The sequence below is a fragment of the Nocardia jiangxiensis NBRC 101359 genome (genome assembly GCF_000308615.1).
Lineage (GTDB): Bacteria > Actinomycetota > Actinomycetes > Mycobacteriales > Mycobacteriaceae > Nocardia > Nocardia jiangxiensis.
Genome location: NZ_BAGB01000172.1, coordinates 53962 through 75185 on the forward strand (window position 1 = coordinate 53962; position 21224 = coordinate 75185).

Annotated in this window: 20 protein-coding genes; 11 read left to right on the plus strand and 9 right to left on the minus strand. The window is 68.3% G+C overall.

The window, feature by feature from the left end:
* Nucleotides 1–320 precede the first annotated feature (320 nt).
* From ON40_RS44790 to ON40_RS44805, 4 genes are all read left to right on the plus strand, one after another.
* Nucleotides 321–1358: a zinc-dependent alcohol dehydrogenase family protein gene (locus ON40_RS44790; RefSeq protein ID WP_040831907.1), complete on the plus strand. Its 1038-nt coding sequence runs from the start codon at nt 321–323 to the stop codon at nt 1356–1358.
* 73 nt (nt 1359–1431) lie between these two features.
* Nucleotides 1432–1806, plus strand: coding sequence for a DUF2255 family protein (locus ON40_RS44795; RefSeq protein WP_040831909.1), 375 nt, complete (start codon nt 1432–1434; stop codon nt 1804–1806).
* Between the two features lie 14 nt (nt 1807–1820).
* Nucleotides 1821–2663: an SDR family oxidoreductase gene (locus ON40_RS44800; protein ID WP_040831910.1), complete on the plus strand. Its 843-nt coding sequence runs from the start codon at nt 1821–1823 to the stop codon at nt 2661–2663.
* A gap of 238 nt (nt 2664–2901) precedes the next feature.
* Nucleotides 2902–4113, plus strand: coding sequence for a GNAT family N-acetyltransferase (locus ON40_RS44805; RefSeq protein WP_245568273.1), 1212 nt, complete (start codon nt 2902–2904; stop codon nt 4111–4113).
* Between the two features lie 18 nt (nt 4114–4131).
* On the opposite strand, the gene ON40_RS44810 is transcribed toward ON40_RS44805, so the two are convergent.
* Genes ON40_RS44810 through ON40_RS44830 form a run of 5 tightly spaced genes read right to left on the minus strand, consistent with a single transcriptional unit; the run spans nt 4132 to nt 9423 of the window.
* Complete coding sequence (locus ON40_RS44810; RefSeq protein ID WP_040831911.1) at nt 4132–5475, minus strand: LLM class flavin-dependent oxidoreductase; 1344 nt, start codon at nt 5473–5475, stop codon at nt 4132–4134.
* A 40-nt stretch (nt 5476–5515) separates the two neighbouring features.
* The gene (locus ON40_RS55315; protein WP_040831912.1) at nt 5516–6271 is read right to left on the minus strand and encodes an ABC transporter ATP-binding protein; all 756 of its coding nucleotides are present in this window, start codon (nt 6269–6271) and stop codon (nt 5516–5518) included.
* The gene (locus tag ON40_RS55320) at nt 6247–7092 is read right to left on the minus strand and encodes an ABC transporter permease (protein ID WP_040831914.1); all 846 of its coding nucleotides are present in this window, start codon (nt 7090–7092) and stop codon (nt 6247–6249) included. The genes ON40_RS55315 and ON40_RS55320 overlap by 25 nt, the downstream gene beginning before the upstream one ends.
* A gap of 4 nt (nt 7093–7096) precedes the next feature.
* Nucleotides 7097–8182, minus strand: a complete 1086-nt coding sequence (locus tag ON40_RS44825) for an ABC transporter substrate-binding protein (protein WP_051194562.1) — start codon at nt 8180–8182, stop codon at nt 7097–7099.
* A 53-nt stretch (nt 8183–8235) separates the two neighbouring features.
* The gene (locus tag ON40_RS44830) at nt 8236–9423 is read right to left on the minus strand and encodes an ROK family transcriptional regulator (protein WP_051194563.1); all 1188 of its coding nucleotides are present in this window, start codon (nt 9421–9423) and stop codon (nt 8236–8238) included.
* A 355-nt stretch (nt 9424–9778) separates the two neighbouring features.
* Here ON40_RS44830 and ON40_RS44835 point away from each other — a divergent pair, with 355 nt between their 5' ends.
* Complete coding sequence (locus ON40_RS44835; RefSeq protein ID WP_040831916.1) at nt 9779–10744, plus strand: TauD/TfdA dioxygenase family protein; 966 nt, start codon at nt 9779–9781, stop codon at nt 10742–10744.
* A gap of 54 nt (nt 10745–10798) precedes the next feature.
* On the opposite strand, the gene ON40_RS44840 is transcribed toward ON40_RS44835, so the two are convergent.
* Both ON40_RS44840 and ON40_RS44845 read right to left on the minus strand, forming a co-directional pair.
* Nucleotides 10799–11464: a CoA transferase subunit B gene (locus ON40_RS44840; protein ID WP_040831919.1), complete on the minus strand. Its 666-nt coding sequence runs from the start codon at nt 11462–11464 to the stop codon at nt 10799–10801.
* Nucleotides 11461–12207 (minus strand): CoA transferase subunit A, encoded by a 747-nt coding sequence (locus ON40_RS44845; RefSeq protein ID WP_040832101.1) that lies wholly within the window; start codon nt 12205–12207, stop codon nt 11461–11463. Before ON40_RS44845 ends, ON40_RS44840 begins: the two co-directional genes overlap by 4 nt.
* Nucleotides 12208–12358: 151 nt before the next feature.
* Here ON40_RS44845 and pcaH point away from each other — a divergent pair, with 151 nt between their 5' ends.
* From pcaH to ON40_RS44875, 6 genes are all read left to right on the plus strand, one after another.
* Nucleotides 12359–13084 (plus strand): protocatechuate 3,4-dioxygenase subunit beta, encoded by a 726-nt coding sequence (gene pcaH, locus ON40_RS44850; RefSeq protein WP_040831921.1) that lies wholly within the window; start codon nt 12359–12361, stop codon nt 13082–13084.
* Nucleotides 13074–13733 (plus strand): protocatechuate 3,4-dioxygenase subunit alpha, encoded by a 660-nt coding sequence (pcaG, locus tag ON40_RS44855; RefSeq protein ID WP_051194564.1) that lies wholly within the window; start codon nt 13074–13076, stop codon nt 13731–13733. The genes pcaH and pcaG overlap by 11 nt, the downstream gene beginning before the upstream one ends.
* Before the next feature lie 36 nt (nt 13734–13769).
* A complete protein-coding gene (gene pcaB, locus ON40_RS44860; RefSeq protein ID WP_040831922.1) occupies nt 13770–15140 on the plus strand; it encodes a 3-carboxy-cis,cis-muconate cycloisomerase in 1371 nt (456 codons plus the stop codon).
* Entirely contained in the window at nt 15137–16333 is a 1197-nt protein-coding gene (pcaDC, locus tag ON40_RS44865; RefSeq protein WP_040831923.1) for a bifunctional 3-oxoadipate enol-lactonase/4-carboxymuconolactone decarboxylase PcaDC, read from the plus strand. Before pcaB ends, pcaDC begins: the two co-directional genes overlap by 4 nt.
* 70 nt (nt 16334–16403) lie before the next feature.
* On the plus strand, nt 16404–17246 hold the full coding sequence (locus ON40_RS44870) for an IclR family transcriptional regulator domain-containing protein (protein WP_040831924.1): 843 nt from the start codon (nt 16404–16406) through the stop codon (nt 17244–17246).
* Nucleotides 17239–18450, plus strand: coding sequence for an acetyl-CoA C-acetyltransferase (locus ON40_RS44875; protein WP_040831925.1), 1212 nt, complete (start codon nt 17239–17241; stop codon nt 18448–18450). Before ON40_RS44870 ends, ON40_RS44875 begins: the two co-directional genes overlap by 8 nt.
* Before the next feature lies 1 nt (nt 18451).
* Here ON40_RS44875 and ON40_RS44880 read toward each other — a convergent pair whose 3' ends face one another.
* On the minus strand, nt 18452–20347 hold the full coding sequence (locus ON40_RS44880) for a sugar phosphate isomerase/epimerase and 4-hydroxyphenylpyruvate domain-containing protein (RefSeq protein WP_040831926.1): 1896 nt from the start codon (nt 20345–20347) through the stop codon (nt 18452–18454).
* Nucleotides 20344–21216, minus strand: coding sequence for a shikimate dehydrogenase (locus tag ON40_RS44885; RefSeq protein WP_040831927.1), 873 nt, complete (start codon nt 21214–21216; stop codon nt 20344–20346). Before ON40_RS44885 ends, ON40_RS44880 begins: the two co-directional genes overlap by 4 nt.
* Nucleotides 21217–21224: the final 8 nt, after the last annotated feature.

The window sequence follows — 21224 nt, forward strand, 5'->3', positions numbered from 1 at the left end:
CACGGCCGGTCGAGGGAGGTACTGCGATTACCTGGAAGATCCGTAACTCCCACGACCGTGGTTCAGGGCGTGTACTCGAAGTGTGATCACGACCGATGCGCCGACCTTCGCCCGGCAATGCCGCGGCGATCGGAGTGAACATCGGCTCGATCCTGCCGGACAGCTGCAACACTGAAGGTTGCTGACGTGTAGCTGCCCTCGGTGTCCGGATCACCGACCAGCAGCACAACCAGCCCAGAATCGCGGCCGCGAGATCCGCGCACGCCGCTGTTCACCACAGCGACAACGACATACATCCGAACACCATCAGGAGACTGATCATGCGAGCGACCTACATGTACGGCCCCGGCGACGTCCGGGTCATCGACGTCCCCGATCCGATCATCCAGAACCCGACCGATGCGGTCGTGCGCGTGGTGCGCAGCTGCATCTGCGGCTCGGACCTGCACCCCTATCACTCGATGCCGCCCACTCCCGAGGGCAGTTCCATGGGCCACGAATTCGTCGGCATCGTCGAAGACATCGGCAGCGATGTGCACACGGTGCGTAAGGGCGATTTCGTGATCGCACCGTTCGCGTGGTCGGACGGCACCTGCGACTTCTGCCGCGAGGGTCTGCAGACCTCGTGCCGACACGGCGGGTTCTGGAACGCCGGCGACGTCCACGGCGGCCAGGCCGAAGCGGTGCGCGTACCACTGGCCGACGGCACCCTGGTCCCGGTCCCGGTCGCCGAGGACTCACCGCTGATCCCGTCCCTGCTGACCCTGTCCGACGTCTACGGCACCGGCTACCACGCCGCGGTCAAGGGCCGCGTCGGTCCGGACACCTCGGTCACCGTGATCGGTGACGGCGCGGTCGGGCTGCTGGCCGTGCTGTCCGCCAAACAACTCGGCGCACAGCACATCATCCTCATGGGCCGCCACAAGGACCGCACCGACCTCGGACGGGAGTTCGGCGCCACCGACATCGTCGCCGAACGCGGCGAGGAGGGCATCGCCGCCGTCCGCGAACTCACCCGCGGCGACGGCACCCACGTGGTCATCGAGGCCGTCGGACATATGCCCGCCTACCAGCAGGCCATCGGCGTCGTCCGCCCCGGCGGCGTGATCAGCCGCGTCGGGGTCCCCCAATACTCCGACGCGCCGATCGGCTTCGGCACCCTGTTCGGTCCGAACATCACCCTGACCGGCGGTCCCGCGCCCGCCCGTGCCTACATCGACACCCTGCTGCCGGGCGTGCTCGACGGCAGCGTCCACCCGGGCAAGGTTTTCGATCGCGAGATCGACCTCGACACCGTCCCCGAGGGCTACCGCGCCATGGACGACCGCGAAGCCCTCAAAATCCTCGTCCGCGCCTGACCCGCACCGGCCGTCGTGAACGGGCGGCCGGTTCGATCCCCAAGTCCCCCAGTCGATTCGAAGGAGAGCCGCGATGACCGCATGGACCCGAGAGCAACTCGACACGATCACCCGCGTCGACGAGATCGAGATCTCCTCCCGCCGCGACGACGGAACACTCACCAAACCGCGGATCATCTGGGCGGTCCGCGACGGCGACGAGGTCTACATCCGATCGGTCAACGGACCGGCCGCGACCTGGTACCGGTCCACCCGTCCGCACCACGAGGGCCGTCTGCGGGCCGCCAACCTCGGCGTGGACGTCACGTTCGTCGACGCCGACGACACGGTCGGCGATCGAGTCGATGCCGCCTATCGCGACAAGTACCGCCGCTACGCCACCTCGATCGTCGACTCGATCAACAGCCCACTCGCCGCCGGCACCACCATGCGCGTGGTTCCCCGGTGAAGGAGAACTCACCCATGACCGAACGCACCTGGCTGATCACCGGCGTGAGCAGCGGCTTCGGCCGCCGCCTCACCGAACAGCTACTCGACCGCGGTGACCGAGTCGTCGGGACGGTCCGCAAACCCGACGCCGTGGCCGACCTGCGCACCGCACATCCCCACCGGTTCCACGCCGAACTCCTCGACGTCCGCGACACCACCGCACTGCGCGCAGCGGTCGACCGCACCGTCGAGGACTTCGGCCGCATCGACGTCGCGGTCAGCAATGCCGGTTACGGATTGTTCGGCGCCGCAGAGGAACTCGCCGATCAACAGATCGACGACATGATCGCCACCAACCTCACCGCCTCGATCCAGCTGATCCGCGCCGTCATCCCGCACATGCGCACCGCCGGAGGCGGACGGATCATCCAATTGTCCAGCTACGGCGGACAAGTCGCGTTCCCCGGCAACTCGCTCTACCACGCCACCAAATGGGGCATCGAGGGCTTCGCCGAAGCCGTCGCCCAGGAAGTCGCGCCCTTCGGCATCGGCGTCACCATCGTCGAACCCGGCGGCGCGCGCACCGAATTCCGTTACAAGGGAGCACAAATCGCCGATCCGCTGCCCGCGTACGACGACAACCCCGCTCACGCGTTCCACCGCATGCTCGACCCCGCCAACGGCCTGGCTCCCGGCGATCCCGCCCGCATGGCCGCCGCCATCATCGACAGCGTCGACACCACACCCGCACCCCAGCGCCTGGTACTCGGCTCCCAAGCTCTGACCAGCACACTCGAAACCCTCCGTCACCGCATCGCAGGCTTCGAAGCCCAGACCGACCTGGCCGCCGCCACCGACTACCCAGCCGGACAATGACATGCGACGGCGGCGATATCGAATTCCTCGCCGCCCGAGCGGATCGCCGATGCCGTTCGATGGTTGCTGACCGGGTATCGACCGCATCCACTCCTGGTGATTCCAACGATGGCCACCGTTACCGGCTCCGAGGACACTGCCCGATGTGCACGAGTGCGAGTCGCTCGTCGGGAGGTCGGCGCTTCGTCCGCTACCGTCCGATATGTTGCACTACAATCTATTTCGGGGAGGTCTACCAGTGCCGGACGACCAGGCGCCCATCGAGTTGCGGGTGGCGACGAGTCTCGACGACATCCGTTCGGCTGCGGCGATATTCCGCAGCGCGATGGTCGGCCTGCCGCCGCTGCCGCCGGATGCCGAGGACCTGAGCGAGCCGGGCCGCACGCTCACCGCCCGCCTGGACGGTCGGCTGGTCGGCGCGGCGGACTCCTATACGAGCGGACTCGTGGTGCCGGGCGGGCATCGGATCCCGCATGCCGCGGTGACTCATGTCGGCGTGCTGCCCACGCACACCCGCCGCGGTGTGGTCAGCGCATTGCTGCGTCGTCAGTTGGGCGATATCGCCGCGCACGGGGAGGCCGTCGCGACCCTGCGCGCCACCCAGGGCGGGATCTACGAGCGGTTCGGCTACGGCGTGGCCAGCTCGTACGCCACGGTCGAGGTGGATCGGCGGCGAGCCCGGTTGCGGGAGAGCGTGCCGGACGGTGGACCGGTGCGCTACCTCGACACGGACGAGCAATGGGAGCAGTTGGCGAAGATCTACGACTCCACCGCGGTCTCGTGGACCGGGGCGATCGACCGGCCCTCGTATTGGTGGCGGCTGCAGGAGCTGTGGACCCGCGATACGAGCTGGACCGTAGTGCACGGCGAGCCCGGCGCCGAGGACGGATTCGTGCGGTACCGCCCCCTCGACTCCGCGGGCTGGCCACGTAATCCGCAGCGCGCCATCGTCGTCGACGATTGGGTCGCCACCACCCCGGCCGCGTATCACGGCCTGCTGCGACATCTGCTCGCGCACGACATCGTCGATCGGATCGTGTTCACATTCACTCCGGTGGACAGCCCGCTGCGGCACATGTTCATCGACGAACGTGCCGTCACGGTGACGGGAATTCACGACGAAACCTGGCTGCGTCTGGTCGATGTGCACACCGCGCTGGCCCGGCGCGACTACCGACAGGGAGATGCGGTGACCCTCGCGATCACCGACCCGATCCTGCCCGCCAACACCGGCGCCTACCGCATCGGCCCCGAAGCAGTGTCGCGCGTCGACGCCCCCGCGGACCTCACCACCGACGTCGCGACACTGGCGACGATCCACCTCGGCGGATCCACCTGGCGGCAACTGGCACTGGCCGGTCGGGTCACCGAGAACCGCAGTGGGGCAATCGAAGACGCGGACACGCTGTTCACCACCGGAGTGCAACCATTCGCGGGAACATATTTCTGAGCACCGCGTCGACTCGGCTCACTGCGCGATCGCCGCGTCGGCCGCCACCCGGTACCGATTCTCCGGACGCGCCAGCCCGTAGTGTCCGCGCAGGGTGGACTCGGTGTACTCGGCCCGGAACAAGCCGCGCTCCTGCAGGATCGGCACCACCCGATCCACGAAGATGTCCAGCCCGGAGGGCAGCGCGGCCGGCATCACGTTGAATCCGTCGGCAGCACCGTCGGTGAACCACTCCGCGATGGTGTCGGCGACCTGTTCCGCGGTGCCCGCGAAGGTCCGGTGACCGCGGCCGCCGCCGAGACGGGCGATCAACTGCCGCACCGTGAGTCGCTCGCGGCGAGCAAGATCGACGATCAGCGTGAACCGGCTCTTGGCACCTTGGATCTCCTCCTCGGTGGGCAGGTCGGCGGGCAGCTCACTGTCGAGATCGAGTGCCTCGACGGGCAGGTTGAATCGCTCGGCGAGGGCGCGGCGCTGGAACTCCGGCCGGATCAGGTTGGTGAGCTGGTCGTCGAGCTCGCGCGCATGCGCCTCGGTATCACCGATGACGGGGACGATTCCGGGCAGAATCTTGACCGTGTCGGGGTCGCGGCCCAGTCGGCGAGCCCGGTCCTTCAAGTCGGCGTAGAACTGTCTGCCGTCCTCGAGGGTCCGCTGCGCGGTGAAGACCGCCTCGGCGTAGCGTGCCGCGAATCCCTTACCGTCATCGGACGAACCCGCCTGCACCAGAACGGGATACCCTTGCGGCGAACGCGGCACGTTGAGCGGCCCGGCCACCCGGAAGAACTCGCCGACATGGTTGATCTCGCGAACCTTGTCGGAGTCGGAGTGGATGCCCAGTTCCTTGTCGCCGATATAGGCGTCGTCGTCCCAGCTGTCCCAGAGTTTCGTTGCGACGTCGACGAATTCGGCGGCCTTCTCGTAGCGCAACCGGTGGTCGGGAACATCGTCGAGGCCGAAGTTTCGGGCGGCGTCGGCACCGGCGGTGGTGACGATGTTCCAGCCCACCCGGCCACCGGATACCCAGTCCACCGAGGCGAATCGACGGGCCAGGTTGTAGGGATCGTTGTAGCTGGTCGAGGCGGTGGCAACGAGTCCGATCCGGCTGGTGCGCAGCGCGATCGCGGTCAGCAGGATCGTCGGCTCCAGTTTCCCGACCGGCCGACGGCCCGGATCTCCTTGCAGCACCGGAGAATCCGCGAAGAAGATCGAGTCGAACCTGCCTCGTTCGGCGGTCTGCGCCAGCCGGATGTAGTGCTCGATATCCAAGTGCGCCAACGGGTCCGACTCGGGTAGCCGCCACGACGCCTCGTGGTGGCCGGTGGACATCAGGAACGCGTTCAAATGCAGGGTTCTGCTCATCGGGAGAGGAAATTCCTTCCGGTAGTGGGTGAATCGGCGCTCACGCCGCGATCGGATCGGCGCCCAGCGCGCTCAGCAGCGAACGCCGGAGCTGTTGGAACTGCCGCTGGGCCGGGTCGCGCGGGCCGTCGATATCGATGTCGATGTCGACGCCGATGCGCCCGCGGTCCAGGATCAGCACCCGCTCGGCCAGGGTGATGGCCTCGTCGACATCGTGGGTCACCAGCAGGACGGTCGGGCGATGGGCCGCGACCAGGCGATGCAACAGCGCGTGCATGCGCATGCGGGTCAGCGCGTCGAGGGCGCCGAAGGGTTCGTCGGCCAACAGCAATTCCGGCTCGCCGACCAGCGCGCGAGCGAGCGCGGCCCGCTGCTGCTCGCCACCGGAAAGTTCACCGGGCCAAGCTTTTTCACGTCCGGCCAGGCCCACTTCACCCAACAGCGCCGAGGCCGCTGCCCGGCGCGAACGAGGCTGGCCGAAAAGGATGTTCGGCAGCACCCGCTTCCAGGGCAGCAGCCGCGAGTCCTGGAACACCATCGATGTCCGCGAGGGCACCCGCAGCAGGCCCTCCCCCGCGACGCCGTGGTCGATGCCGGCCAGTGCCCGCAACAGCGTGGACTTACCGGACCCGCTCTTACCGAGCAGCGCCACGAACCGGCCCGCGGGAATCGTCAGATCGACGTTGTCGAGTACGGCCCGGCTACCGAACCTGCGGGTCAAACCGTCCAACTGCACACCCGCACCGACATCCGCAGGTCGTTCGGCCGATATCAGTCGGCCAGAGTCTGCCGCCACGACAACACCTTTCGCTCCAGGATCCGGATTCCCGAATCGCACAGCAGGCCGAAGATCCCGTAGACCGCCAGGGCGACGAGGATGACGTCGGCCTGACCGTAGTTCTGGGCGTCCTGCATCATCTTTCCCAGACCGTCGGTCGCATTGACCGACTCGACCACCACGAGCACCAGCCAGGACGTATTCACCGCCAGCCGCAATCCGAGGAAGAATCCCGGTAGCGATCCGGGAATCACCACCTGCCGGATGAAGTCGAATCGGGAAACACTCTGAATCTCCGACAATTCGACGAGCCGCCGATCGATGCCGATCAATGCCGAATGCGTCGGCACGTAGAGGGTGACCGCGGCGGCGAGCATGATCAGCACGACCTTGAAGCCGTCGCCGATGCCCAGCCACAGGATCATCAACGGCACCAATCCCAGGGTGGGGATCGAGCGTTTGAGCTGGACGACACCGTCCACCAGGGACTCTCCGACGCGCGAGAGTCCGGCGATGAGGGCGAGGGTCGTACCGATCAGCACGCCCAGCACCACCCCGGTGGCCACCCGCTGCACGGACACCGCGATATTGCTCAGCAGCTGACCGTCGGTGACCAACTCCCATGCGGTCGCCACGACCGTCCACGGCGCGGACAATTTCCGCGGGTCGAGCAACCCGAGGTATGCCCCTGCCGACCAGGCCGCGAGCAACAGCACCACGCCGAGCAACCTGGCGAACGGGACCTGCCGACGCAGGCCGAGGCGGCGGCGGGCAGGTCGCGCGGTGAAACCGGCTGCGGGCGCGGGCAGCGCGGATAGATGTGCGGAGACGACGGTCATCAGGTCACCCCTGTGCCTCGGTGCGATACTGCGGAGCCACCGCTTGCGCGGCGATCTTCTCGAATCGCCGGTCGAACAGCTGGTGAGCGTCGAAGGATTTCCCGAACGCACCCGAGCCGGTGATCAAGTCGATCGTCTTCTGCTCCCAGTCGATCGATCCGTCCCAGCTCTCCGGAAAATACGGGCGTTCGGTCGTGGCCATGATGCGGCGGCCGTCGGACTCGCTGACGCCCTGATTCCGGACGTAATAGTCGGCGATCCACCGGTCCTGGTTCTCCCATTCCCAGACCTTCGCGCGAGCCCAGAACTTGACGAATTGCGTTACGGCCGCCAGCTTCTCGTCATCGCCGAGCACCGAGGTCGGCGCCCACAGCACGCTCAGTGCGTCGACCGCGTCGGACTGCACCGTGGTAGCGCCCGCGGACCGGTACTGCGCGAGGTATTTCGTCAGCGATGGTTCGGCCAGCGGCGCCACATCGACCTGTTTGCCCTGTAGCGCGGTGAGGAACTGCGGGCTGTTGAGTCGAACGAGCGTGACGTCTTTCGTGCCGAGCCCGGCCTGTTGCAGACTCCGCAGCACCACACCACCCTGGGCCTGGCCGGGTGAGAAGGCGATCTTCTTACCGCGCAGATCCTGCAAGGTGTGGACAGCGCTGCCCGGGGCGGTCGCCAGGCCGTAGTTGGGGGTGCTGCGCCAGAGCACGGCGACGATACGGGTGTCCAGACCCTGTGCGTGCGCTTGGATGGAGGGAATTCCGGCGTTACTTGCCAATTCCACCGCGCCGCCCTTGAATGCCTGGATCACATCCGGCCCGGCCGAAACATTCGGCCAATCCGACACGGTGAACGGCAGTCTGCCGATCTGACCGCTACTGGTCAGGGCGACCTGCATATCGGTCGCCGAGATCTTCAGCGACGTACCGGGCGGGACGCCGGCCGGGAGCGGCTTGCTCAGGTCGGACGACCCGCCGGAAGTTGCACAGGCCGAAGTGGCACAGGCTGCGATCGACACCACGAACAACGCCGAGCCGACCCTGCGGATCAGGCGTGTCCTGCGCGTCGACCGTCGCGGTTCGATGAGCTTTCTCATCTGTCGATCGTCGCGAATTATGTTGCGGCCCACAATATTCGACCGACTTAAAATTACCGGGACTCGAACTGCGGCGCCGTCGCCGCCACTCGGTGCGTACCGAAACCGTCCGCTGCGACGGCGAGCGGATCGGTGTAGAGGCGATGCAGCAGTACCGTCGCGGCAGCAGTCTCCAATGAGCGTCCCGGGAACGATGTGCCCGTGATGCGGTGCCGGGCGGACGAACGCATCTGCGCCCGTGCGGCGATGGCGTCCAAGTAGGTGGCGCGCACCGCGGGCAGGCCGGTGAAGGCCCGGTCGGTGATGATGAGCGTCTCCGGATTCAGCACGTCGAGCAGGGCGGCGGCCACCGCGGCGAGCCCGCGAGCACGTTCCTCGAACAGGGCATGCGCCCGCGGGTCGGTTTCGGCCGCGGCGATCAGCGCCGGAATCGTCGGGCTTTCGACGAGTCGCAGTGCGGCAGCGCGTCTTTCGAGCGACCGATCAGAGTAGGCGTCGAGCAGGCCCGTCCCCTCGGATCCGACGCCGGACGGTACGAGGGTGGCCAGCGACCCTGCGGAGGAGCCGGGGCCGTAATGGACTCGGCCGTCGACGGCGAAGGCGGCATCGATGACATTGCCGACGAACAGCACCGCCGCCGAGGCATCCGAGCCCAGGACGCCGAACAGCTGTTCCGCGTGCACCATCGCGCGAGCATGGCTGTCGAGTTCGACCGGTAGTCCGGTCAGCCGCACCAGCAGGTCCCGAATGGGCGTGTCCTGCAAACGCAGCAGCGGATGCGACAGCACCACACCGGCTTCCGGGTCGACCCAGCCGCCGGTCGCGACGCCGACGCCGAACAGTCGGATGGCGCCGGGGAGTTCGCGGCGCAGCGCAGCGAGCGCGGTGGCCGCATCCTCGACCAGATCGTCGCCCTCGAGCGTGCGGTGCGGAACCATCGCGTCGGCCACGATCGTCCCGGCGATGTCGATCACCGCGACCCGGGTCTGACTGGCCGCGAAATGGATGGCCGCCACCGCATTTCGCCGGTCGAGCTCCAGGGGCGAATGCGGCCGTCCCACTCGCTGCGAGCGGTCCGCCGGGGGCGATTCGCGCAGCAGACCCGCATCGAGCAGCGCCCGGGTCCGACTCGTCACCGTCGCCGGGGACAGGCCCGCGTGCGCGGCGATCACCGAACGCGATGCGCTGCCCGATTTCAACAGCGCGCGTAGCACCGCGCCCGCGGCCGTCGGCCACTGCATCGCCGGTCTCATAGGCCTCCGGTTCCGTCCGGTCCCCACTCGTCTCGGCCCGACCATACGAGACCGGGCGGCATTCGGGACCGTTCCGCCTCAGCGTGATCCGAACTCGGGCGAATCGGGCGATCGACGGCCGCCCGGCCGTCCGGGATGCCATTTCGGAACCGGTCCGAATTAATTTGCCGAGAAAAATAAATATCGCGGATATTTGAAATCACAGCGAAGGCAACGAGTGCGGTTCAGGAGTGGGCGGAATTAATATCCATTGCACTGCGGAGGTCGAACAAGCTGTCCCCCAAGGTATTCCGGCACAGGTCGCGACGGTCGACCGGATGCATCCCGAATGGAGCACAGAGATATGACAGAAACCATCGAACATGTGGATACCCTCACCGTGCGGCGGGTTGCCGGACATATCGGTGCGGAAATTTCCGGTGTCGACCTGAGCCGCCCCCTCGACGACGAGACCGTCGCGCGGCTGCGCCGCAAACTGCTGAAGTACAAGGTGCTGTTCTTCCGCGATCAGCATCTGGGCCACGCCGAGCAGATCGAGTTCGGCCGTCGCTTCGGTGAACTCACCCACGCCCACCCGCATGAGGACGCGCCGCCGAGTGACGCTCCGCAGATCCTGACCATCGACCCGAAGAACTACGAGAAGCGGTACGGCAAGCCGCAGGCGGAATACCAGCAGCGCCAGTACACCTACTACGGCGGCTGGCATACCGATGTCACCGCAGCGGTGAACCCGCCGGCCATCTCCATCCTGCGCGCGGAGGTGGTACCGGACTTCGGCGGTGACACCACGTGGACGAATCTCGTTGCGGCGTACGAAGGTTTGTCGGAGCCGCTGCGCACCTTCGTCGACGGACTGCGCGCGGTGCACCGATTCGGCGCGAGCCGCACAGCGACCGACGACGACGCCCAGTCGCGCCGGATCCGGGACAATCTGCTGATCTCCGAGCACCCGGTGGTGCGGGTCCACCCCGAAACGGGTGAGCGGGCCCTATTCGTCAACCCCGGCTTCACCGATCACCTCGTGGGGCTGTCCCCCGCCGAGAGTCGCAAAATCCTCGAGCTGCTGTTCGAGCACCTCAGCAGTGCCCAATACACGGTGCGGTTCCGCTGGGATCCGACCAGCCTCGCCGTCTGGGACAACCGCGCCACTGCCCACCTCGGCCCTCAGGACCTCGGCCACCTGGACGTGCCCCGGACCCTGCACCGGGTGACGGTGGTCGGCGACCGCCCGGTGGGACCGGACGGATTCGTCTCGCAGATCATCGCGGGCGAGGAATTCAAGACCGAAGCGAACGTCAGAGTCTCGTGAGCGATCGAGTCTCGTGAGCAATCGGCGGCCCACCGCCCCGGGGCCGCCGCTTTCTCATACCACCACTCGTACCGGGGCCGCGGTGGCGGCGAGTACCTCGTCGACGGTGATACCGGGCGCGGTCTCGACGAGTTCCAGACCCTCCGGGGTCACGTCCAGTACGGCGAGATCGGTGATGATGCGCTGTACGCAGTGCTGACCGGTGAGGGGCAGGGTGCAGTGGGACACGATCTTGGGATCGCCCTTGCGGGTGCGGTGCTCCATCATGACGATCACCCGGCGCGCGCCGTGCACCAGATCCATCGCCCCGCCCATACCCTTCACCATCTGTCCGGGGATCATCCAGTTCGCGAGGTCGCCCGCGGCGCTGACCTGCATGGCGCCCAGGATCGCCACATCGACCCGCCCGCCGCGGATCATCCCGAAGGAATCCGCGGAATCGAAGAAGGACGCGCCGGGAACGACGGTGATCGTCTCCTTACCGGCGTTGATCAGTTCCGGGTCGACATCCTCGTCCAGCGGATAGGGGCCCACGCCGAGCACGCCGTTCTCGGAATGCAGTACGACGGTGATGTCCTCGGGCAGGTAGTTCGGCACCAGGGTGGGCATGCCGATGCCGAGATTCACGTATTCGCCGTCGTGCAACTCCCGCGCGACCCGCGCGGCCAACTGGTCGCGGGTCAGCCCGGCCTGTGCCCGGTCTACAGAACTCTGAGTCATGCTCGCACCGTTCGGTTTTCGATACCCACCTGCACCGGTCCGACGGGGACGACGCGGTGCACGTGGATACCGGGGGTATGGATGGCTTCCGGATCCAGTTCGCCGGGTTCGACGAGATGTTCCACCTGGGCGATGGTGATCCGGCCCGAGGCCGCGGCCGCCGGGTTGAAGTTGCGCGCGCTGCGGCGGTAGACGAGATTGCCGTGCCGGTCGCCCTTCCAGGCGTGTACCAGCGCGAAATCCGCGACGATGGCGCGCTCGAGCACGTGGGCCACACCGTCGAATTCGCGGGTCTCCTTCGGCTGGGTCGCCACCGCGATGCCGCCGGCGCCGTCGTAGCGCAGCGGCAGACCGCCCTCGGCGACCGGAGTGCCGACACCGGCCGGGGTGAAGAAGGCGGGGATACCGGCGCCGCCGGCGCGCAACCGCTCGGCCAGGGTGCCCTGCGGGGTCAGTTCCACCTCCAGCTCACCGGCCAGGAATTGGCGCGCGAACTCCTTGTTCGCGCCGATATAGGAGCTGATGGTGCGGCGGATGCGGTGTTCGGCGAGGAGGACGCCGAGGCCGAATCCGTCGGTACCGCAGTTGTTGCTCACCACCTCGAGCTCCTTGGCGCCCTGCCGTAGCAACGCGTCGATGAGTATCTCGGGCACTCCGACGAGACCGAATCCGCCGACGGCCAGGGTGGCGCCGTCGGGCACGTCGGCCACCGCCGCATCCGGGGAGGAGATGACTTTGTCCAGCACGCCGTCCACCCTACAGTGGTTCGTGCGTATTGTGAACACCTATCCGCATGGCGAACATTTCCGGGCCTGAACTGTTGCCCGGGGCACATCGCCGGATTATCGTGTTCACATAGCGATCAATCGTCCACATACCGAACAAGAGGTCGTGATGCTTCACCTCCCCCCGGGCTATCGACGGCCGGACGCCGCCGAGTCGACACCCGCCGACTTTCCCGATTACCGGACCACCGGATTGCGCTCGCCGCGCCGCCCGCTGACCGTGCTGCCGCACCGGCTCACCGAGCTCACCGGCCCGGTGTTCGGCGAGGACCGGGTGCGGCCCGGCGATGCCGATCTGACCCTCGCCAACGGCGGCGAGGCGGTCGGCCAGCGGATCATCGTGCACGGGCGGGTGCTGGACACCGACGGAAAGCCCGTGCCGAATACACTGCTCGAGGTGTGGCAGGCCAATGCCGGCGGTCGCTACCGCCACACGGTCGACAACTGGCCCGCGCCGCTGGACCCGCACTTCAACGGCGCCGGTCGCTGCGTCACCGACGCCGACGGGCACTACCGGTTCACCACCATCAAGCCCGGCGCCTACCCCTGGCGCAACCACGACAACGCCTGGCGGCCCGCGCACATCCACTTCTCGCTGTTCGGACGCAGTTTCACCCAGCGACTGATCACCCAGATGTACTTCCCGGACGATCCGATGTTCTTCCAGGATCCGATCTACAACTCCGCGCCCGCCGCGGTGCGCCACCGCATGGTGAGCGTGTACGACCACGAGGTCACCACCGACCACTGGGCGATGGGGTTCCGCTTCGACATCGTGCTGCGCGGGCGCGAGGCCACCCTGTTCGAGACCGAGGAGGACGACGATGACGAGTAGCGCCACCCCCGGAATCGGTTCCGGCACCGACACTTTCACCTATCCGGTCACGCCGGGCGATTTCACGACCGCCTCGTTCGGCCCGACGCCGTCGCAGACCGTGGGACCGTACTGGCATATCGGGCTGCCCTGGTCAGACGGCCCCGACGCCGCCCCGGAGGGCACGCCGGGCCGGATCACTGTGCGATTCACCGTGCTGGACGGTGCGCGCGAGCCGGTCGCCGACGTCATGGTCGAGACCTGGCAGGCCGATGCGGAGGGGCGCTTCACACATCCCGACGATCCGCGCGGCGCGGTGCCGCCGGTACCCGAGGGCTTCCGCGGATTCACCCGTGCCGCAGGCGATTCCACCGGCACGGCCACCATCCACACGGTCAAGCCGGGCGCACTGCCCGCCGAGCAGGATCGGGTCGAGGCGCCGCACATCGACGTGTCGATCTTCTCCCGTGGCATGCTCGATCGCGCGGTGACAAGGCTGTATTTTCCGGAGGACACCGCAGCGCACGCCGGCGACCCGGTGCTCTCGGCGCTGCCGGAGACACAGCGGCGCAAGCTGATCGCCGAACGTACCGACGACGGCTACGCCATGACGATCCATCTGCAGGACAGCGACCCCGACGGCGTCGAGACGCCGTTCTTCCTGGTGTGAGGTTTCCTGGCATGAGGCTCTGTGAACGAAGTACGCATGGGTGAGCATCGCGGCACTCGCGGGGACCTGTTCGATCCGCTGTTCGGAGCGGCACGTTCCGGCGAGGCGGTGTCGGATCGAGCGTTCGTGGCGGCACTGCTGGAGGTCGAGGCGGCGCTGGCCGTGGCGGCGGCCGAATGCGGCGTCATTCCCGCCGATCAGGCCCCGGTGATCGCCTCGACCGCACGGTCCCTGGGCGAGGACATCGATCTCGCCGCCCTCGGGACCGCGGCGATCGCGGGGGGTAATCCGGTGATACCGCTGGTGCGCCTGCTGCGCGACCGCTGTGCCGCCGCGGGCATCCCCGCGTCGTCGGTGCACACCGGGGCGACCAGCCAGGACATCACCGATACCGCGCTCATGCTGCTCGCCGGGCGTGCGGGCCGGATCGTCGTGGCCGATGCCCGCGCGGCCGCCGAGGCTGCCGCCGGGCTGGCCCGCACCCATCGCGACACGCTCATGGTCGCGCGGACGCTCGGGCAGCAGGCCCTGCCCTCGACCTTCGGCCTGCTGGCCACCACCTGGTTCACCACTCTCGATGCCGCCGCCGACCGACTGGAGACGGTACTGACCGGCCTGACCGTCCAATTCGGCGGCGCGGCAGGCACTCTCGCCGCCCTGTACCCGCGCGGGACGGCGGTCGCCGACACTCTCGCGGACGAGCTGGGCCTGGCGCGCCACCCGATCCCCTGGCACACCGACCGCACGCCGATCGCCGAATTGGCCTGTGCACTGGGTGTTCTCGCCGGGGCGGTGTCGAAACCCGCGACCGATGTCGTGGCGATGTCGGCGATCGAGCTCGGCGAGGTCACCGAGGGAACGCCGGGCGGGTCCTCGGCCATGCCGCACAAGCAGAATCCGGTCGCGGCCATCACCGCGCGCGCGGCGGCCCGACGCGTACCCGGACTGGTGTCGACCGTGTTGTCGTCGATGGACCACGAATTCATGCGGGCGGCGGGCGGCTGGCACGCGGAATGGGAGACCATCACCGATCTGCTGCGACTGACCGGCGGGGCGGCGCACCGGCTGGCCGACAGTCTGCGCGGGCTGCGAGTGCACCCGGAGGCGTTGCGGCACAACCTCGATCGCACCGGCGGTCTGCTTCTGGCCGAGCGGGTCACCCTCGCCCTCGCCGAACACACCGACGACGCGCGAGCCATCGTCACCGCGGCCGCGACCTCGGGCAAACCGCTCGCGGACGACGAGACGATCGCGGCATACCTCTCCCCTGAACAACTGCGCGAACTACTGGATCCGGCCAATTACCTCGGCCACGCCGGTGAATTGGTGGACCGCGCGCTATCCGGCAGGAACATCGCGCCGACCGGCCACTCCCCGTCCACCCCTAGCACCGGAGGTCCGCGATGACGGCCGATCTCGCCTACCGCGAATACGGCGATCCGGCGAACCCTGCGGTGGTATTCCTCGGATCCATCGGCTCCGATGCCACCATGTGGGCCCCGCAGGCACATGCGCTCTCGAATCGTTACCGCGTGGTGTGCGCGGACCACCGCGGGCACGGCGGTTCGCCCGCCCCGCAGGGGCCGTACACCGTCGCCGAGCTCGGCGGCGATGTCCTGGCGCTGCTGGACCGCCTCGAACTCGGCGCGGTTCATCTGGTCGGCCTGTCGCTCGGGGGCGCAGTGGCGCAATGGCTCGCCGCACGGCACCCGTCGCGGGTGCGTACGCTCACCCTGCTGTGCACTTCCCCCGCGTTCACACCCGCGCAGGGCTGGATCGATCGCGCGGAAACCGTTCGCACGCAAGGTCTTTCGTCCATCGCCGAACCGATCGTGGAGCGCTGGTTCACCGCGGGCCTGGCCGAGCGCGATCCCGAGCTGATCCACCGTCACCTGGAGATGGTCCGCGGCGTCTCCGACGAGGGCTACGCGGGCTGCTGCGAGGCCCTGGCCGACTGGGACGGCCGCGGCGATCTCGCGCGAATCGTGGCCCCCACCCTCGCGATCGCCGGAGAGCAGGATCCCGCCACTCCCCCGGCCACACTGCGCACGATCGCCGAGGGCGTCGCCGACGCACGACTGGAGGTGCTGGATCCCGGCGCGCATCTGGTCAGTGTCGAGCAGGCAGGCCCGGTCACCGCCCTGATCGCCCGCCATATCGCCGCCACGTCCACCTCCGGATACACCGCCGCGACGGTCCCTGCCGTGCCCGCACCCACCGACCGCGCCGACGCCCACGCCGCCGGAATGCTGGTCCGCCGCACGGTGCTCGGCGACGCGCACGTGGACCGCTCGATCGCCGCGACCACCGAGTTCACCGCTCCCTTCCAGGATTTCATCACCCGCACCGCGTGGGGAGATGTCTGGAACAGGCCGGGGATGGATCACCACACCCGGCGATTGCTGACCCTCGCCGTCCTCACCGCCCTCGGCACCGAGCACGAACTGGATATGCACATCCGCGCGGCCCTACGGGCGGGGACGGACCCCGGCGAACTCGTGGAAGTATTCCTGCACACCGCGATCTACGCGGGAGTACCCCGAAGCAACCGGGCCTTCGCCCTCGGGCAACAGGCCCTGGCCGACCTAGGAGAGCCATGAGCCGAGCGAACGATCGGGTGCGGCCGAGCCGCGCACTCACGCCGGAACCGACCACCGGTGAGGTGACGGCATGAGTGAGCCCGACTTCGTGCGTGTCCCGCCGGTGGAGGTCACCCCGTCCTCGGATTACGTCCAATCGCTGGCGCGTGGACTGGCGGTGATCCGGGCCTTCGACGCCGACCATCCCCGCCGCACCCTCAGCGAGGTCGCCAAACACACCGACCTCACCCGCGCCACCGCGCGCCGATTCCTGCTGACGCTCGCCGAACTCGGCTACGTCCGCACCGATGGATCGGTGTTCTGGCTGACCCCGCGCGTGCTCGAGCTCGGCTACAGCTACCTGTCCAGCCTCTCGCTACCCGAACTGGCCGGACCGCACCTCGAAGCCCTGGCGGAGCAGGTGCGCGAATCGTCGTCGGTGTCGATCCTGGACGACGGCGACGTCCTCTACGTCGCCCGAGTTCCGGTGCGGCGCATCATGACCGTCTCGATCAACATCGGCACCCGCTTCCCCGCGTACGCCACCTCGATGGGTCGTGTGCTGCTGGCCGGGCTGCCGCCGCACGAGCTCGACGCCTACCTCGACCAGGTGCACCTGAACATGCTCACCGAGCACACCGTGCTCACCGCGGAGCAACTTCGCGCCGAACTCGACCGGGTGCGCGAGGCCGGGTACAGCATCGTCGACCAGGAGCTCGAGGCCGGGCTCCGATCACTGGCCGCACCCATTCGCGACGAGTCCGGCGCGGTCATCGCCGCAGTGAACATCTCCACCCAATCCGCGCGCTACACCGCCGCGCAGATCGAGGCCGATCTGGTGCCCGCGGTGCGGGCCACCGCCGACGCGATCACCGCCGATCTGACCCGAACCCGATCCCAATCCCCAACGCACCCAGGACGTTCCCTTGTCTGATGTAGTCATCTGCGAACCGTTGCGCACGCCCGTCGGCCGATTCGGCGGCGTATTCCGCGATATTCCGCCGGAGACGCTCGCCGCCACGGTCATCACCGAAATCATCTCCCGCACCGGCATTTCCGGCACCGACGTGGACGATGTCATTCTCGGACAGGCCGGTCCGAACGGCGAGGCGCCCGCCATCGGCCGGGTCGCCGCGCTCGACGCGGGCCTGGGCATCGACGTCCCCGGCCAGCAGGTGGATCGGCGGTGCGGCTCCGGATTACAGGCGGTGATCACCGCGGTGGGCCAGGTGCAGTCCGGCGGTAGCGATCTCGTACTCGCCGGCGGCGTGGAGAGCATGAGCCGGACCGAGTTCTACACCACCGGTATCCGCTACGGCGTGCGCGGTGACGACGCCGGTCTGGTGGACCGGCTCGCCCGCGCCCGGATCACCGCGGGCGGGCACGACTTCCCCGTACCGGGCGGGATGATCGAGACCGCGGAGAATCTGCGCGCCGAATTCGGCATCAGCCGCACCGATCAGGACGCACTGGCGGTCCAGTCCCATCAGCGCGCGGTGGCCGCGCAACGCGACGGCAGGTTCGCCGAGGAGATCGTCCCGGTCCCCGTCCCGCAGCGTCGCGCCGAACCGATCCTGGTCGACACCGACGAACATCCGCGCGCGGACACCGATCTTGCAGCGCTGGCCAAGCTGAAAGCCATTCGCGCACAGCTGGATCCGGAGTCCACGGTGACCGCGGGCAATGCCAGCGGGCAGAACGACGGCGCCGCGCTGTGCATCGTCGCGACCGCCGAGAAGGCTCGCGCGCTCGGACTGAAACCGCTTGCGCGCCTGGTGAGCTGGTCCGCGGCCGGGGTGCCGCCGCGCACCATGGGTATCGGCCCGGTTCCCACCACCGAACGCGCCCTGAAGCGCGCCGGGCTGACGCTGAGCGATATGGGCGTCATCGAACTGAACGAGGCATTCGCCGCCCAGGCGCTCGCGGTCACCCGAACCTGGGGTCTGGCAGCCGATGACGCGCGACTCAACCCGAACGGTTCGGGCATCTCGCTCGGGCACCCCGTCGGCGCGACCGGCGCTCGCATCCTGACCACGCTGCTGCGCGAGATGCATCGCCGCGAAGCCCGGTACGGGCTCGAGACGATGTGCATCGGCGGCGGGCAGGGTCTGGCGGCGGTCTTCGAACGTATCGGCTGACTCAGCAGCCTGCCCGCAGGTGTGCGGCCACCCGCACCGCGGAATTCAGCTCGCCCTGGCCGCGGTAGTCCCCGACGCGCTGGACGATCTCGAAGAACAGGTCCGCACCGACGGTCTCGGTGAACAGCTGAAAGTACTCCCCACCGCCGTCGGCATCGTAGAGGATGCCGAATTCACGCATCTGCCAAAGGATTTGGGGATCCAGGTCGAAGCGGGTGACCAGGTCGTCGTAGTAGTTCGCGGAGATCGCCGGACGGCGATGCCCGAGCGTGACGAGTTCGGCGGCGGTGGCGAAGATATCGGCGCAGGTGAACGCGACATGGCTGACACCGCCCCGGCGGATCGCGGTCGGGTGCTCCGGCCCGGCCGGGCAACCGGGCACCATGTTCAACGAGATGCGCAGCGGCGACGCGGATCCGGTGCCGGTCATGGTGAGCGACTGGCTGCGCAACTGCCCGACCGAGTCGGGAATGTCCACCCCCTCGTTCGGCTGCATACCGAACACCGACCGCAGCCGGAGCATGATGCCGTCCCAATCGTCGGGCCGCACCGCCAGGGCCACATGATCGACGCCGGTCAGCAGGGACGGCAGCGCGAGCGGCTGTGACTGCGGCTCGAATGCCTCCCGCCAGGCGGCCCGGCTCGCCGGTCCGCGCAGATCGATCGAAGTGGCCTCGGTCACCCGCAGCCGCACCACATCGGCGGCTGGGTCAGCGGATTCAATGACCGCACCGGGCAATTCGACCTCGTGCGCAGGCACCTCGAGGGCCAGCGCCCGCGCTTCCCAGGCATCCGGATCGGCGGAGCGGATGCCGATCTGCGAGAGCACCGGCAGCGGCGTCCCCGCCGCGGGCGCGGTCCACGCCGTGTCCGAGGTGGCGTCCACGGCGACGGTCAGCTCGCCGTGCCGCCACAGTTCCAGCTCGTGTTCGCGATGCCGCCCGGCGTATCCGAAACCGATACTGCCCAACATCGTGCGCAGTTGCGCGGCGCGGTCGGGACCGGCGGCGATGCGCAGCGACACGACCCCGTCGATATCGGGACGGGCGGGAGGCACGAAAAGTCCTGCGCTGCCCGGCATCCGGGTGGCGACCTGTTCCTGCAGATGTCGCAGCGAGCGGTGTGCGTCGGCGGCGGTGCGTCCGGTCGAGGACTGCCGGAACACGTCGTTGAAGATCTCCAGCGACCAGGGCCCGGCATAGCCGGTGGCGTGCACGTGCGCGCCGAATGCGGCCAGATCGAAGGTGCCCTGCCCGGGGAACTTGCGGTAGTGCCTGCTCCACTGCAGCACATCCATCGCCATCGCCGGGGCGTCGGCGAGTTGCAGGAAGAAGATCTTCTCCCCCGGGATGTCGCGAATCCCCGCGGGATCGTCGCCGCGCGAGAGGATGTGGAAGCTGTCCAGGCAGGTACCCAGCGCCGGATGATCCACCGCCGCAACGATATTCCAGGCATGCCGGTAGGTGTTCACATGCGCGCCCCAGGCCAGCGCCTCGTACGCGACGCGGATTCCGCGCCGGTGCGCACGTTCGGCGAGGCCGTGCAGCTGGGCGGCGAGACGGTCGTCGTCGCGCACCGCGCTCGGCAGCGGCGACGAGCAGACCAGGATGGTGTCGCAGCCGAGCTGTTCCATCAGGTCGAATTTGTGTTCCGCGCGAACGAGATTGCGCGCGTACTGGGCCTCGTCGGTCGAGTCGAGGTCCCGGAACGGCTGGTACAGGTCGATGCTCAGGCCCAGATCAGCGGCACGGGACGCCAGCGCGGCCGGGGTGAGCGCGGAGCCGATGAAATCGGGTTCGAAGATCTCGAATCCGTCGAATCCGGCCGCGGCGATCGCGGTCAGCTTCTGCTCGAGCGTTCCGCTCAACGACACGGTGGCAATGCTGGTGCGGATCATTTCGCGGCCATCGCTTCCCGCGACAACAGCGCGTCCATGTGTGTGGCCATCCGGTCGGCGTCCGGCGCGATGCCGGTGAAGATCTCGAAGGCGTCGGCGGCCTGATACACCGCCATCCCCGCACCGGTCAGCGTGCGCGCCCCGGACGCGCGGGCCGTGCGCACCAGTTCGGTCTCGACCGGGCGGTACACCACCTCGGCCACCCACAGATCCGCGCGCAGCAGTTCGGCGGGCAGTGCCATTCCCGGATGCTCGGCCATGCCCATCGGCGTCGCGTGCACCAGTCCGTCCGCATGCTCGAGCACCTGGGCGAGCCGATCGGGTGCGGCGACGGACAATCGGCGGTCCGGAAAGTGCGTGCCGAGCGTCTCGGCCAGTTCACCGGCCCGGCCGGGATCGGCGTCCACGAGAGTGAGCTCCCGCGCACCGCGGTCCAGCGTGGCGTAGCCGACCGCTGCACCCGCGCCGCCCGCACCCAGCTGCACCACCTGCTCGAACCGCGCGTCGGGCAGGCCCCGGTCCAGCGAGCGCCGGAATCCGGACCAGTCGGTGTTGTGCCCGATCGCCCGATCCCCTTCGAACAGCACGGTATTCACCGCGCCGAGCCGCGCGGCCTCCGGCGACAGCTCGTCGAGCAGTTCGATGACGCGCTGTTTGCACGGGTGGGTGATGTTCAGGCCCCGGCATCCCGCACCCCGCACACGTTCGAACAGCTCGGGCAGATCGTCGACGCCCAGCCCGAGCTCGGCCAGATCCAGGATCCGGTACTCGTAGTCCAGACCATGGTGAGCGCCCTCGGTCATATGCAGCGACGGCGTCAGCGATGCGCCGATTCCGGTTCCGATCAACCCACAGAGCAGCGAAGACATCCACACCT